Here is a 14,100-nt window from a genome sequence, read left to right on the forward strand (position 1 = left end):
GGCTATGGTTTGAGGTTGTGCCCGGATAATGATGGTTCGTTTCGTGCCGCTCTCAATGTATTAGACCATTCTGCATCTGCAAAGCAGAACCGTTCAAGCGCGGTCACTTTGGGCTTAGAGCGGTCGTTCGCTGCACTCTGCTTGAATGACCGAGTTGCGGACAAAGTGAGCTTTCGCCGCGGCTGCACCAAAGTCTGCTGTGCGGTAACACGACTGACTCTCACCCGCGTTACTGCATTAACCGCTACTTCGTGATGCGCTCAGAAGTTGTAGAAATCATAGCAATTGACCTCGCACCACTTGCTTCAAGCCGCTGCGCTCTCTTGGCCGCCCACCCTGAACTTCAGAACAACAAGGCCGAACAGCGCCATCGACAGAAAGCTCAAAACCGACCCCACCTTGGCGAGCGTTTCTCCGCTGCCAGTGATCGCTGAAACGATTCCCGGCACCAAGACCAGCACTGACAGAACCGCCAGAGCATAGTGAAAACGTGCTAGCCGCGACTGACCGGCCTCTGGTGAAACGGCAAAGTAGGCACCGTAGACGGCCATTGCGACAAAACCTAACAGGTTCAGATGTCCGTGGGCGGGCGATAGAGTGTGGTCGTGGGTTGCGGACATTTGAATCCCCCACCCCATTCCAACCAAAGCAAAAAGTACTGCGGTGACAAAACAAGTCTTTGCGATGTTCTTCATGTTGAAGACCCTCCAGCGTCATCCAATGGGGGACCGGTAAAGGTCATGTTGTGGCGTTTGGCAGACTCTTCGATCGCCGGCATATCTTCTGGAATGCGGCACTGCCCCTCCGCCATGTCTTGAAAAAACCCTTCGAAACCACCGGGGGTCAGGATCACCAGATGGCGCGACGGAACATCCCCGACGACCTTGAACGTGTGCTCCTTGCCACGCGGGATGAAGACACTTTCCCCCGGACCTGCGATCGTCTCGATCCCTTCGATCCATACCTTGCAGGTTCCGGTGATCATCACGAACACTTCATCTTCGTTATGGTGAACATGGCGCGGCGGACCGCTTCCCGCAGGTGAAAGGCTGTCGACAATCGACATCGCTCCACCGGACTCCTCTGGAGTTAGAATTGTCTTGTAGCGAACACCCAACCATTCGATTGTTGCGTCATCGTTTTCCAAATCTTTCATCGTTTCACTCCCTATCAATGAGAAGAAACGAAAGCGCTTTCGTCGGGTTACGTGTAGCGGGAAAGCACGGTATCACTCCAACGAAAGTTATAAATTGAGGATATCACTAGCGTGAATTTCGCGACACTCGATCTGAATTTGCTGCGTGTGCTCGACGCGATCCTGCACGAGGGATCAACAGTAAAGGCTGGGAATAGACTGGGCCTGTCCCAATCGGCGGTATCCAATGCGCTCAACCGCTTGCGCCATTCGCTGGAGGATGAATTGTTCTTTCGGCAGGGGAACACGTTGATCCCGACCGACTATGCAGCGTCGGTCAAGGATGACCTGCGCGGGTATCTTTCAGAGCTTGAGGTCCTGTTGGCGCGATCCGACTTTGAGCCTTCAACGGCCAGAGGCGTGTTCAGGATTTCCGGAGGCGACTACTTCTCAGAGATGCTGATTCCGCGGTTGAGTGCGCTACTCGCTGAAACGGCGCCAAAGGTGCTGCTTCAACAGGTTGCTTGGGAACCTGTTGACCATCTGCGGATGCTCGAAAATGAGGAAGCTGATTTGGGCTTGGGCCCTTTGCTTACGAATGTGGATGAGTTGCCTCCCTGGATTATGTGCCAACATTTGTTTGACTCAAGCTTCGTCGGCATTGCGGCGAAGCAAAACCCGCTGGTTTCTGATATTCCAGATTACGGAGAACTGTCGATCGACAGATATTTTGCCGCTTCTCATGTCATGTTTTCCGTTTCCGGAGAAATTGAGTCCTTCGAGGACGGTGTCATCAAGAGGTTAGGCAAGAAACGTCACATTGCACTGACCGTCCCCACTTTCCACGCTGTACTTCGTGCAATTAGCGAGAGTCCATACCTTGCGATCGTGCCAGTCTCACTGGCAAGCAGAGTCGCAGAACAATATGGTCTACGAATGTTTTCGCTGCCGTTCCATCTCGACGGTATTCCTGTCTTTGCAACCTGGCACCAGCGATCCGATAGGACACCATTGGCAAATTGGTTGAGAGATCAGGCCTTTGGTATTGTCGAGCCGCTCGGAGACGAAAGTTCGTATAGGCCTTGAGGCTGAAACGAGACCTGCGGAAAGCAGTGGACATCGATCCGCAGAGTTTCTGTTGATGGGTGTGTTGACGCATAAACCAGACCGTCACAAGGAGACATGAGATTTGGCGGCTGCCCAAAAACAAGATCCTGGGTCTAGTCTCCGACGTTCCCATCTCCGGCGCAGTTATCCCCACGCCAATCAATGTCGATTCCAACGCCGCCGAATTCTGAGCATTGTTTCTTATCATGCAGCTAGACTGGTCGCCGCTGTTAAAGCGGCCATTCACACCGGGCGCAGCATCTTGCACTTCGGGCTCGAGGCAGTCGTTCGCCACACTCTACTTGAATGACCGCTATGCGGACGAACCGGCTGTTCAAACCTTAATCGCAAAGGGCTGCTTTGCCCCATATGACATCCGAGCAGTGCGAGATTTCCAGACGTATGAATATTTCTTGCGACATACTGTCGGCTGTCAGAAATGTAGACATAACATTCAACGCCAACATTCAGTCTTGCTTGCACTTATCTAGCATTCAGATTTTGCGCGATGAATGTATACGGAAGAATAGGTCAAATACCCATTTTTTCCGGCCTCTATCCTTTTTGGACATTTCACTTAAGCCAATAATGTCCCTTTTTAGAGCATAAAAAATGCAAAAGGGCGCTCTGGCCTGGAATTTGGCGGCCTAAAAGAAAACCAAATGAGTGAACAACTGAAACACCTCCGCCGGGTAGACACATTGATGGCAGCCGACAACATTGCCGTGACAGCCATCAAATACACCTTTGAAGGCGATCTGTCCGACAGCCCTAACCAAAACGCCTCCGCTAGAGCGCACCCGCTCTTTCCAGCCTACCTGCAAGCGGCAGCTCTCCAGATAGCTGCCGAAGATATAGTCACGGCACTGACTGCAAGAGCAGATCAATTTCTTGAGCAAGCATGACCCTGAAAACCCAGGCTACACTCGCTTGATCGATCACCCGCGCGATCCAATCATCAGTTAGTCTGCAAACTTAACAGTCGTTCGGTTGATGATCTCAATCTCGCTAGCAAAAGACTGATAGTCTGAATTTTTAGCGAGTGCTTCGTAAGTCTTTTCTATGGCATCGATCGAAGGATATCTCAAGCGATGTACTGTTTCCTCACTGTAAGGTCAGTGACTGGTTCGAAGTGGTCTCACAGCTCCGATGGAATAGATGGGATATCCTAATGGATAGGTGGTTTATACGATTCCCCCCCCCAAACACCGGTTCCTAGACGTTATATGTTCGGCGTCATATGGGGAGGCTAATGTGTCTGATCGACTGCGATTTCTTGGGCTACTCTGGAGCACGATAAACAGAGTTCGTATTTACATTTTTTTGGGCATGATGGTTGTCATTTCAACACCATTGATCCTTTTGATGCAAAATAGTTACGACCGTGCTTACCAGCGAGAGCTGAACAAGGTCGAGCAATCACACCTTGTTATCGCCGACAACCTTGCTTCGACCTTGCAACGCTATGCGACCGACCTCGAAGCAACATTCGACTTCGTCGTTGCAAACCATGGCCTTGCGTATGCGCGCGGATCTATGGATCAGCTCCTTGAAGCTTACAGTTTTCGAATGGTGGCTGCGTTCAGTTCCGGCGATGAAACGGGCGAACTACTGTACGCTAGGGAGTTTACGCTTCCTTCAAAGCCAGTTCTAGACAACCTTCGCCAAACCGCAGTTGGCGATAGTGCGACCTTTTCAGGGGTCCAACAGTCGCCAGATGGGCCCGTCATCTACATCACTCGTTTGTCTCCAACAGGCGCGTTCCTGGTCGGAGCTATCGACACAAGTTTCCTGATTGCGCAGCAAGCTGACATCACCTTTGGCGAGCGCGGGCACGCGATGATTGTTGATCATGAAGGGCGTGTTATGGCGCACCCGAAAAAAGAGTGGGTTGAAACGTCCAAAGACGCATCCGGACTTGAAGTTGTGCAACGCATGACATCCGGGCAAACCGGAGTAATGCAGTTCTACGCGCCGCCGTTCAAGGCCGACGTGATTGCAGGATACACCTCAGTTACATCCACAGGGTGGGGAGCAATGGTACCTCAGCCGATTTCCGAACTCGAGGATGCGGCAAGTGTCGAAGCAACCAGCGTTATTCACATCTTGCTTTTGTTATTCTTGTTGGCCGCATTGGCCAGCTGGATCCTTTCGGGTTTGATTGCGCGTCCCATTCACAGCCTTTCGCAAGTTGTTGTTGAAGTTCGGGGTGGCAACCTGTCGGCACGGGTTCCCAAATTTAACCCTCTAACTCCAAGGGAATTGATATCTTTACGAAGTGTGTTCAATGGTTTGTTGGACAACTGGTCAGACAATAGGGCTCTGCTGGAAAGCTCTCTGGAAGCGGCAAAAGAAGCCAACATGCGCAAGTCCGAGGCCATTTCAGTGCTTAGCCATGAAATGCGTACGCCACTGAATGGTGTCGTCGGAGCGGTGGACCTTCTTGAACAGACTGATTTGACCGACTTACAAAAAAAGTATCTCGGGTTCGTAAACACTTCGTCCAACACACTCCTCAAACACGTCAACAACGTACTCGAGGTCAGCAGGCTCGACAGCAGCAAAGTCAAACTTGAAAAGGAACGTGTCGACCTTTCAGAATTGATGCGCGATATTGTTCAAGAAAACTCTGCACAAGCCGAGCAATCCAGCAGTGGAATTTCCGTCAGCTTTGCGTCTGGTATGCCGCGTAATGTCGAGACTGACGCAGGGTTGCTGCGGAAAATCGCTGCAAATCTGGTCGGGAATGCGGTCAAATTTGCACCAGGCACCCACATCGATGTTCTGTTGGGCTTTGATCCAAACGGCATTCTGGAGATTGTCGTTAAGGACAACGGTCCAGGGATCAGCACGGCTGATATCGAAAGCGCCTTTGAACCATTCACGGTGCTCGACGCATCATATGGACGCAATTCTGAAGGTACCGGTCTGGGACTGAGCATAGTAGCGATGGCCGTCGACGCGTTGGATGGTCAGATAGCATTAAACAGTGAAGTCGGTGCGGGATGCGAATTCCGTGTGCAAATTCCAGTTGCGATCGTTGAAAACTGCATGCAACTCGTCGATGGCGATAGTGTTAATTCACTGTTGCCGCATGACTATCTCAAGCAAGTCGACATAGGCGAGCGTAAGCATGTTCTTGTTGTCGACGACAACGAAATAAATCGTCTTGTACTAATCGAGATGCTTCAAAGGCTGGGGCACCGCGTTTCTACGGCCGAAGACGGGCCAGATGCTCTGGAAGTGGCAATGGCAGAGCGCTTTGACCTGATCCTTATGGATATCAGCATGCCAGGTATGGACGGCACAGAAGTCGCTCGATCACTGCGTGACCATGATGGCCCAAACCGGGGCACAAAGATCATCGCCCAAACCGCACACACCAGTCCAGAGGATCGAGACAGGATCTTTGCCGCCAAAATGCAGGGTATCTTTACAAAACCCGTATCGATTGATGAGCTTCGGAAGACCTTGAATGGCGTTGAAAACGGCGACGGCTTGGTATGTTTCGATGACGAAGCTACACAATCGGTGCTGGAACTGGCGCCGCTTCAAATTTTGGTTTCAGCAACAGGCCTAAGAGCTACCAACAGGAGCTTGAACGAACTGTTTGACGAGGCATCGTTAATCGTTGGCAGATTGAAATCGTGCGCGCCGTCAGATTTGAACGACGGCACCGTAATCTCGCGGGTCCACAACACATCTGGTGCATGCGCCACTCTGGGCGCCGACCTGCTGCACAGTAATTTTTCTAAAATTGAAGATTGTCTCAAGCGTGGCTCAATGAGTTCATCAAGAGATTTGCTTGAGGCTGCTGAGCGCGCGATAGTCAAAACGCGCATAGCTGCCTCGAATTTATTATCTCAATTGGAATACGCGTAACGAAATCCTATAGTCCAATTGTGGGTGTGCCCTTATCATTTAAGTTTTATTGGGAAATCAAAGGTTCGCAAGAGCACCCATATGCGATGATCATGTTCTAGCAGGAGGTGCACTGAGCCATCAAAACCCGCACTGAGCAAGTTTAACCGACGGCCTCGCACTCATAGCTGCCGTCGCTGCAGCTTGGCTCAGTGACTGCTCCGCGGACAGAGCGGTCGTTCAACGAGTAAGCTCATTTTCCTGTTGGATATGCTGAGCCCTCATCCTGCGAATTTGCCGCTGAGGAGGCGTGGCGGTGGACCCATTTCCACTTGCCCTCTACTTCAACAAGAGAGACTGTCCAGCGGACAGGAACTACAAGTGGTTCACCATCAATCACCAAGTGAATGTTCAAGGAGACCGCAACTACTGCGGCCCCACTATGTATGGCAACAGCCTTCCAGTCCCACTCGAATTGCGTGGCCGTTGCGTCGCGAAAATTTCTTTTGAACACTGCAGCAACAGCTTCTCGCCCAGAACATAGTTCATCGGCACCGGTCCCGATCAGCGAAATATCGTCACCGTCGACGAAAATTGCCATCAGCCGATCCAGGTCTTTGGCGCAGTAGGCCGCTGCGTATTCTTCAAGTGTTGCGAGCACTTCGTCTTGTTGGGGCACAGTATGTCTCCTCCGGCGGTCCGTTCTAACCGCCAATCATGCGGAGGGTGAAACAGGATGCGCACAGCAGGTCTAAATAGGCAATGAAGATGACCGCTCTGGGCTCAAAGCGGTTGTTCGCTGCGCCTGCAAAGACAGTAACGCATATCAAAGAAACGCCTCCCGCCTAAGCGCATTGCATCGCGGCGACTGCCAGCAAAAAGAGCGGTTCACCGCCTGTCCACGATCCGGACTGCTTTGCCCTGTGAACGCGCAACAGACCCGGGTGCGCCGACCTTGACGTTGACGCTGACTCCGACCGTTTCCTTGATCTTTGTCGCAAGCGCCGCACCGGCCTGTGCGTCTGGCCCTTCGCAGATGACCGCCATCACGTCCATACGCTCGGGTTTGCTGAGTTCGATCTGAAAGTGCGGGGCAAGGCCGGGGGTGGCCATGATCGCCTCTTCGATTTGCGTCGGAAAGACGTTGACGCCCCGCAGAATGATCATGTCGTCGCTGCGCCCTGTCACTTTCTCCATCCGTCGCATGCTCCGCGCTGTGCCGGGCAGAAGGCGTGTCAGGTCGCGCGTGCGGTAGCGGATGATGGGAAATGCCTCTTTGGTGAGAGAGGTAAAGACCAACTCGCCGAGCTCGCCGTCTGCGACCGGGATGCCAGTTTCGGGGTCGATGATTTCGGGGTAAAAGTGGTCTTCCCAGATGTGCAGCCCGTCCTTGGTTTCGACGCATTCCACCGAGACGCCCGGGCCCATGACCTCGCTCAGCCCATAGATATCGACGGCGTGCATATCGAAGGCGTCTTCGATCTCGCGCCGCATCGCGTTGGTCCAGGGTTCGGCGCCGAAGATGCCGACCTGAAGGGAGGTGGCGCGCGGGTCGATCCCTTGGGCGTTGAATTCATCAAGGACCGAAAGGGCATAAGACGGGGTGACCGTGATCCCTTTAGGTTCGAAATCTTGTATCAGCCGGACCTGGCGCGGGGTCATGCCGCCTGAGATGGGCACTGTTGTCAGCCCCAGCGCGTCGGCCCCAAGGTGGATGCCCAAGCCCCCTGTGAACAGCCCATAGCCATAGGCGTTGTGCAGTAGATCGCCCGGAGCGAGGCCAGCTGCGCGCAAGGATCGCCCGACGACGCTGCCCCAGTTTTTGAGGTCATTTTCTGTGTAGCCCACCACCGTCGGCTGGCCCGTTGTGCCGGACGAGGCGTGGATGCGCGCGACCTGATCGCGCGGCACGGCGAACATGCCAAAGGGGTAGCTGTCGCGCAGGTCCTGTTTGACGGTGAAAGGGAATTTGGCCAGATCGCTGATCGATGCGAGGTCGTCCGGATGCACGCCTGCGGCATCGAAGGCTCGCTTGTAGTGCGGCACGTTTGCATAGGCGTGGCTTAGCGACCAGCGCATGCGTTCCAGCTGCAGAGCTACGATTTCATCCCGGCTGGCGATCTCGATAGGGTCGAGTGTGTCGCGTGGTGGTGTGAGGTCTTTCATAATGCATCCTCGTCGAAATGCTGGCCTTGAATGGTGCGGGAAAGTCCGCGGAACAGGGCGATATCCTGACCGTCGTTGTCTTGTACGACCACGTCATAGGTGCCGGAGCGCCCGATCCGTGAAACTTCGGTGGCCTGCGCGGTGAGTGTGTCGCCAGCCTTGCCCGGGGCGAGGTAGGTGATTTGGTTGGATTGTGCGACGGTTCGCTGATTGTGGGTGTTACAGGCAAATGCGAATGCACTGTCGGCAAGAGTAAAGATCATGCCGCCGTGACAGATTCCGTGCCCGTTGAGCATGTCATCGCGCACAGCCATGGTCAGTGTCGCAGTGCCCGGGCCAATCGCGGTGATCGCCATTCCGAGCGCCTGACTGGCACGATCAGTGGACCACATCAGGTCGGCGCAGGTGCGGGCCCTTTGTTCGGGCGTCATGAGTGGCTCATTTTTGTGTTCATTTCGCGCACTGTTGCGCGGAATTGAGGCCGCATCAACCATTGCCCGCACGCGGGCCTTGAAATTGGGCGGGCATCGCGCAACTGTTGGGACAATGACGTTGCATACGCCTCCACCATCCAATTCGCCCCTGTTGCCCAACCCTCAGGTTGCCTTTCACCGCACGGAATTGTCTGTGATCCTGTCGCTCTACGGGCGCATGGTTGCGGCGGGTGAGTGGCGCGATTACGGGATTTCCTGTTTGCGCGAAGTCGCGGTGTTCTCCGTGTTTCGCCACACGGCTGAAAATCCGCTCTACCGGATCGAGAAGCGCCCCAAGCTTCGGGGCCGGCAGGGCATGTATGCGGTGATCGGCATAGATGGCCAGATCCTGCGTCGAGGCCATGATCTCAAGACCGTGTTGCGGGTGCTGGAGCGCAAGCTGATCCGCGCTGTCGAGTGATCTGAACGTCTGCAGGCGCACAGGCCTGCGTTTTCAAATTTCGAGCCGTTTGTGGCTGGTGACAGCGCCGGTGCTCGTTGCTGCGATGCGGGCAACGGCGGCGGCGATGTCTTCTTCGACGACGGACATGTGGTGCGCGTTTGCGTGGATCATCGTGGTTGGGCTGGTTACCAGCGCGACGTGTCCATTCCAGAACAGAAGGTCGCCGGGGGCGTAGTCGCTGCCATCGGGCAAAGTTTGTCCGACGTCTGTTTCCTGCATATCGCTGTCGCCGGGGCAGGGGTGGCCAGCGCTGGACAGCGCGATCTGGATCAGGCCGGAGCAGTCGATCCCGGCGCGTGTGTTCCCGCCCCAAAGGTAAGGCGTGCCGAGGAACAACCGGGCTATGTCGATTGCGTCGCCATTTGGGGCAGGTAGGGGCGTCAGCGCCGCTTTGGGTACGTGACCCAGTTCGGTCTCAACAAAGTTTTCGCTCTCTCGCCGCGCAGTGAGCCGTGCCCCGAAGCTGAGGCTGGCGGTTTCGGGGGCTTTGATCGATGCTTGTCTGTAAGCATGTGCGGCTGGCTGCGCCACAATATGTGTTGCTGTTTGGGGGCCGCCGACGCTGCGGGCAGGGACAAAGCCAATGTAGCCATCAAAGGCAGCCCGGACATAAGCGTGTGTGTCGTCTTCACCCATTACTGTGACGTGCGCTCCGGCCAGCAATTGGCGGTCGCGCGCGCCTGACGGGGTGCGGCATAGATCTACATGGGGCCAGACGATCCGCCCCGGGCGATCGACGCCGAGGTATTCGGGATTGGGTGTCAGGCGTGGATCGCTCACAGCCCAAGCGCGCGAGGTAGAGCGGCAAGCAGAGCGCGGGTGGCTTGCCCCACCCCGCCTTTGGCCCTTGCTGGCGCGTCCCCCGGTTGCCAGCCGTAGATATCAAAATGCATGTATGGCGATTGTTCCACAAAGCGGCGCAGGAATAGCGCGGCGGTGATTGTGCCCGCAAATCCGCCCTTGGGCGCGTTGTCGAGATCCGCAATGCCCGGTTCGATCATCGTCTCGTATGGGGCATGAAAGGGCAGGCGCCAAACCGGGTCTGCCTGAGTTTGTGCCGCCTCTTCGAGCGCCGTCACAAGGTGTGCGTCATCGGCAAAATAAGGCGCCATATCAGGCCCAACCGCAACTCTTGCCGCGCCGGTGAGCGTGGCCATAGAGATGATCAGGTCTGGTTTGTCTTCGTCCGCGAGGGCAAGGGCGTCGGCTAGCACCAGCCGCCCTTCGGCGTCAGTGTTGTTGATTTCGACGGTCAGCCCTTTGCGCGATGTCAGGATATCCTGTGGGCGGAAAGCGTTGCCAGAGACGCTGTTTTCGACGGCCGGGATCAGTACCCGCAGCCGGATCGGTAACCCGGTCGCCATAATCATATGCGCGAGGCCCAAAACAGCAGCTGACCCGCCCATATCCTTTTTCATCAAACCCATCGAAGCGCCGGGTTTGAGGTTGAGCCCGCCGGTGTCAAAGCACACGCCTTTACCCACAAGGGTCAGTTGCGGGCCGCGTGTGCCCCAGCGCATATCGATCAAGCGGGGTGCGCGGTCGGCGGCGCGACCCACCGTGTGGATCATCGGAAAGTTGGCCGCCAGCAGATCATCGCCAATCGTCACATCGATTTCGGCGCCGAATTGGTCCGCCAGTGTGCGCGCCGCAGTTTCAAGATCGGGTGGCCCCATATCTGAGGCCGGAGTGTTAATGAGGGTGCGCGTCAGCGCCTCGCCCTGCGCCATCGCCTCGACGCGGGCAGTGTCGATGCCCGGAGGTGCGACCAACTGTGCGCCCATGGCTGACTGCGCCTTGTACCGGTCATAGCGGTACCCGGCGAGAAGCCATCCAAGCGCTTCGACCTCAAGGTCGGGGATGTCGAGTGTGCAGTGCAGCGCATAGGTTCCTGCGGGCAGGCGGGCGGCTCCGGCGGCCAGATGGAAACGCGCTCTGCGTCGTCGGTCGGCATTGCCATACCCCACGACTGCCATCGCGATCCCTGCGTCGTCGGGAATGGTCAGCGCCTGACCGATCGCCCCGGTGAATGCGTGGGCTTTGGCCCAGGCTTGTGTGGTGTCGTCTTGGTCAGCGAGCCAGGGCGCCACATCATCTTCGGCCAACAGGTGGACCGGGATGGCATTGGGATCATGTGCGGCAAAGGCAAGCGTCATCGTCAGTCCCCTGTTTATGGACACGCGTTGCGATCCTACCTGCTTTGCCCGTCGCCGCAAGGGCGCGGTGGGGTGATCAGATGGTGACGTCTTGCAGATTCCAGATGGCTGTCAGCGATTCCTCGCCCGTGCGCATAAGGCGGGCGAGCGTGGCCGCAAGCGGCACCGGGTTTTGAGATTTCGCGCAATCGGCCACGTCGCGGGCCACTCGCGCCATGACGGTCACGCCGATCTGGTCGGCAATCGCGATCAAAGATCGGCTGGCCTTGCACAATCCGTCGAAATCGGAGGCACGGTAGAGCCGATCGCATTGTGCCATGCGTAGCGCCAGTTCTTCCATTGCGCGGCACACCATGTCTTCGGCAGTGGTATGTTCCATTTCGGAATAGAGCGCGTCGAGACGGTCGTGATCGACCTTCACATGTTCGGACAGCCGAAGCTGGGTAATATTCGTCACGTTACTCACCCTTTACTCACCCAATGTGGTGGACCCCCACGGTCTTTGAACTGATCGCACAACAGACGTTCCCAAATCGTTATGCGCATGCTGTCTTTTCCCTCGAATTTGCTGACAATTCCGGGTAACCACGGCCCTTAGGACCAAACAGCGGACAGGCAGAACAGCGCCATGCACAGGATCAAACCTCTTCCGACCTTTCTATTGCAACGCTATCAGGGCTGGAAGGCGACCACCTATGCCGAAAACAGTGCATGGTATCGCCGTCTTGCGAATGAAGGGCAGCGCCCACGTGCGATGGTCATTTCCTGCTGTGACAGCCGGGTGCATGTGACCTCGATCTTTGGGGCGGATCAGGGTGAATTCTTCATCCATCGTAACATCGCTAACCTTGTTCCTCCGTTCGAGCCGGACGGGGATCACCATGGCACCTCGGCCGCGGTGGAATATGCCGTCACTGTGCTGAAGGTCGCCCATATTGTTGTGCTCGGCCACTCCCGCTGCGGCGGTGTGCAAGGGTGCATCGATATGTGCGAAGGCCGTGCGCCTGAGCTGGAAGAAAAGACCAGCTTTGTCGGCCGTTGGATGGACATCCTGCGCCCCAAATACGATCAAGTCGCCGGGATTGGAGAAGAGGAAGACAAGGCACAGCGACTGGAGCAGCTCGCCGTCGTCACCTCGATAGAAAACCTGATGACCTTTCCCTTTGTCGAATCCCGTGTGAATGACGGATCCCTCAGTCTGCATGGGCTTTGGACAGATATTGCCGAAGGAAGCATGAGCCAGTTCGTCGGAAAAACCCTTGATTTTCAGCCCGTGTGAGCGCCGCTGTTTTAGGAAAACATGATGGATCAAATCCTGAGTCTTGCGGCGACGAATCTGCTCTCGCCTATCATTCTCAGCTTTGCCTTGGGCGTGGCCGCTGCTCTTGCCCGGTCTGATCTGAACATCCCGGAGGCTGTGGCCAAGGGAATGTCGATCTACCTGTTGTTTGCCATCGGATTCAAAGGCGGGGTGAGTGTCGCCGATCACGGGATCGACGGTACGCTGGCATTGTCGCTCTTGGCGGGGATCGTTTTGTCCGCCGCCTTGCCAATAATTGCGTTTGCGCTGCTGCAGGTGATGGGCAACTTGTCCCGGTTGGATGCGGCGGCGGTTGCGGCACACTATGGCTCTATCTCTATCGTCACGTTTGTTGCGGCCACGTCGGTGCTTGAGGCAAGTGGACTTACGTCCGAAGGATACATGGTCGCCGTCGCTGCAGCGATGGAGGCCCCTGCTATTCTGTCGGCCCTTTGGCTGATTTCACGAGGTGGGGATTCGCGCCGGATGGACGATGAGCTGCTACGCGAGATCATGCTCAATGGCTCCATCGTGTTGCTGGTGGGTAGCTTTCTCATCGGCTGGGTCACGGGCGCGGACGGGATGGCCAAGATCGAGGCGTTTATTGTCTCTCCGTTTCAAGGTGTTTTGTGCCTTTTCCTGTTGGATATGGGCCTTGTTGCGGGGCGCGGATTACGCAGCAGTTCAGGTGTTCTGACCCCCGGCGTGCTGGCCTTCGGCGTCGTGATGCCGGTCGTGGGTGCGACCTGCGGATTGGCTACCGGTTTGTTGTTGGGGGTCAGTACGGGTGGTGTGGCGCTGTTCATGGTTCTGTCAGCGAGTGCGAGTTACATCGCGGTACCTGCGGCCATGCGTGTTGCTTTGCCCGAGGCTAATCCGTCGATCTACCTGACCCTGTCCCTTGGGGTTACCTTTCCGTTCAACCTGACGCTGGGCATCCCCATTTATGTGGCCATCGCCAGCGCCCTAACCGGAGGATCGCCCTGATGGAGACTCACAAAGCCAAACGCGTGGCCATCATCATTGAACAGGTCATGCAATCACGCCTGACGGATGCGATGTCAGAGGCTGGCGTTACCGGGTGGTCGATTTTGCCGGTTCTGGGCGGGTCGGGCAGTTCAGGCGAATGGAGTCGCGAAGGTCAGGTCACGCGTGGTGCAGGCATGGTGCAGGTGATCTGTGTGGTGCGTCCGGATCGGATTGATGCGCTGCTGGAAGCGGCCTTTGCTGTGGTCGAGCGGCATATTGGTATCGTTACGATTGGAGACTGCGAAGTTCTTCGGGCGGAGCGGTTTTAGGGGCTGCTACAGTTCTCAAGGGCGTCAAGTTAGCTATGCGAAACGGGAAAGGGGTGGCGCCCATTTTTGGCCTGCCACCCCGTCACCCATTTCCACTCACACCCTCTGCTGTCTTCGACCCTACACACTGCTCTGGCGCTG

Annotated in this window: 16 protein-coding genes; 8 read left to right on the plus strand and 8 right to left on the minus strand. The window is 56.0% G+C overall.

Translation table 11 applies throughout. From position 1 onward, the window contains the following. On the plus strand, positions 1 to 255 hold a 255-nt coding region (locus tag ABJD00_RS13755), incomplete at its 5' end, for a hypothetical protein (RefSeq protein WP_413849870.1). A gap of 50 nt (positions 256 to 305) precedes the next feature. On the opposite strand, the gene ABJD00_RS13760 is transcribed toward ABJD00_RS13755, so the two are convergent. Together ABJD00_RS13760 and ABJD00_RS13765 are read right to left on the minus strand one after the other, a co-directional pair. Next, positions 306 to 620 (minus strand): hypothetical protein, encoded by a 315-nt coding sequence (locus tag ABJD00_RS13760; RefSeq protein ID WP_413828758.1) that lies wholly within the window; start codon positions 618 to 620, stop codon positions 306 to 308. A 71-nt stretch (positions 621 to 691) separates the two neighbouring features. Then, entirely contained in the window at positions 692 to 1,156 is a 465-nt protein-coding gene (locus tag ABJD00_RS13765; protein ID WP_413828760.1) for a cupin domain-containing protein, read from the minus strand. Between the two features lie 111 nt (positions 1,157 to 1,267). On the opposite strand from ABJD00_RS13765, the gene ABJD00_RS13770 reads away from it, so the two are divergent. The 3 genes from ABJD00_RS13770 (at position 1,268) to ABJD00_RS13780 (ending at position 6,124) form a co-directional block, all read left to right on the plus strand. Continuing rightward, positions 1,268 to 2,221: a LysR family transcriptional regulator gene (locus ABJD00_RS13770; protein WP_413828762.1), complete on the plus strand. Its 954-nt coding sequence runs from the start codon at positions 1,268 to 1,270 to the stop codon at positions 2,219 to 2,221. A 683-nt stretch (positions 2,222 to 2,904) separates the two neighbouring features. Further along, positions 2,905 to 3,147, plus strand: coding sequence for a hypothetical protein (locus ABJD00_RS13775; RefSeq protein ID WP_413828764.1), 243 nt, complete (start codon positions 2,905 to 2,907; stop codon positions 3,145 to 3,147). Positions 3,148 to 3,496: 349 nt separating this feature from the next. Continuing rightward, positions 3,497 to 6,124 (plus strand): response regulator, encoded by a 2,628-nt coding sequence (locus tag ABJD00_RS13780; protein ID WP_413828765.1) that lies wholly within the window; start codon positions 3,497 to 3,499, stop codon positions 6,122 to 6,124. 232 nt (positions 6,125 to 6,356) lie between these two features. On the opposite strand, the gene ABJD00_RS13785 is transcribed toward ABJD00_RS13780, so the two are convergent. The 3 genes from ABJD00_RS13785 to paaI form a co-directional block, all read right to left on the minus strand. Further along, the gene (locus tag ABJD00_RS13785) at positions 6,357 to 6,782 is read right to left on the minus strand and encodes a nuclear transport factor 2 family protein (RefSeq protein WP_413828767.1); all 426 of its coding nucleotides are present in this window, start codon (positions 6,780 to 6,782) and stop codon (positions 6,357 to 6,359) included. A 209-nt stretch (positions 6,783 to 6,991) separates the two neighbouring features. Further along, a complete protein-coding gene (gene paaK, locus ABJD00_RS13790; RefSeq protein ID WP_413828769.1) occupies positions 6,992 to 8,269 on the minus strand; it encodes a phenylacetate--CoA ligase PaaK in 1,278 nt (425 codons plus the stop codon). Further along, complete coding sequence (paaI, locus tag ABJD00_RS13795; RefSeq protein WP_413828771.1) at positions 8,266 to 8,700, minus strand: hydroxyphenylacetyl-CoA thioesterase PaaI; 435 nt, start codon at positions 8,698 to 8,700, stop codon at positions 8,266 to 8,268. Before paaI ends, paaK begins: the two co-directional genes overlap by 4 nt. Before the next feature lie 115 nt (positions 8,701 to 8,815). Here paaI and ABJD00_RS13800 point away from each other — a divergent pair, with 115 nt between their 5' ends. Continuing rightward, positions 8,816 to 9,163, plus strand: coding sequence for a DUF2794 domain-containing protein (locus ABJD00_RS13800; RefSeq protein ID WP_108838678.1), 348 nt, complete (start codon positions 8,816 to 8,818; stop codon positions 9,161 to 9,163). Positions 9,164 to 9,196: 33 nt separating this feature from the next. On the opposite strand, the gene ABJD00_RS13805 is transcribed toward ABJD00_RS13800, so the two are convergent. From ABJD00_RS13805 to ABJD00_RS13815, 3 genes are all read right to left on the minus strand, one after another. Continuing rightward, entirely contained in the window at positions 9,197 to 9,985 is a 789-nt protein-coding gene (locus ABJD00_RS13805; protein WP_413828773.1) for an NlpC/P60 family protein, read from the minus strand. Further along, positions 9,982 to 11,361 carry a leucyl aminopeptidase family protein gene (locus ABJD00_RS13810; protein WP_413828775.1) on the minus strand — a complete coding sequence of 460 codons (1,380 nt, stop codon included), beginning with the start codon at positions 11,359 to 11,361 and terminating at the stop codon, positions 9,982 to 9,984. Before ABJD00_RS13810 ends, ABJD00_RS13805 begins: the two co-directional genes overlap by 4 nt. Before the next feature lie 76 nt (positions 11,362 to 11,437). Beyond that, complete coding sequence (locus ABJD00_RS13815; protein WP_413828777.1) at positions 11,438 to 11,818, minus strand: hypothetical protein; 381 nt, start codon at positions 11,816 to 11,818, stop codon at positions 11,438 to 11,440. Positions 11,819 to 11,989: 171 nt separating this feature from the next. On the opposite strand from ABJD00_RS13815, the gene ABJD00_RS13820 reads away from it, so the two are divergent. The 3 genes from ABJD00_RS13820 to ABJD00_RS13830 are packed head-to-tail and all read left to right on the plus strand — an operon-like array spanning position 11,990 to position 13,959. After that, complete coding sequence (locus ABJD00_RS13820) at positions 11,990 to 12,640, plus strand: carbonic anhydrase (protein WP_413828779.1); 651 nt, start codon at positions 11,990 to 11,992, stop codon at positions 12,638 to 12,640. Positions 12,641 to 12,664: 24 nt separating this feature from the next. Next, positions 12,665 to 13,648 carry a sodium-dependent bicarbonate transport family permease gene (locus ABJD00_RS13825; protein WP_413828781.1) on the plus strand — a complete coding sequence of 328 codons (984 nt, stop codon included), beginning with the start codon at positions 12,665 to 12,667 and terminating at the stop codon, positions 13,646 to 13,648. Next, complete coding sequence (locus ABJD00_RS13830; RefSeq protein WP_413828783.1) at positions 13,648 to 13,959, plus strand: P-II family nitrogen regulator; 312 nt, start codon at positions 13,648 to 13,650, stop codon at positions 13,957 to 13,959. Before ABJD00_RS13825 ends, ABJD00_RS13830 begins: the two co-directional genes overlap by 1 nt. Positions 13,960 to 14,100 lie beyond the last annotated feature (141 nt).

It is taken from the genome of Tateyamaria sp. (assembly GCF_039945315.1).
Lineage (GTDB): Bacteria > Pseudomonadota > Alphaproteobacteria > Rhodobacterales > Rhodobacteraceae > Tateyamaria.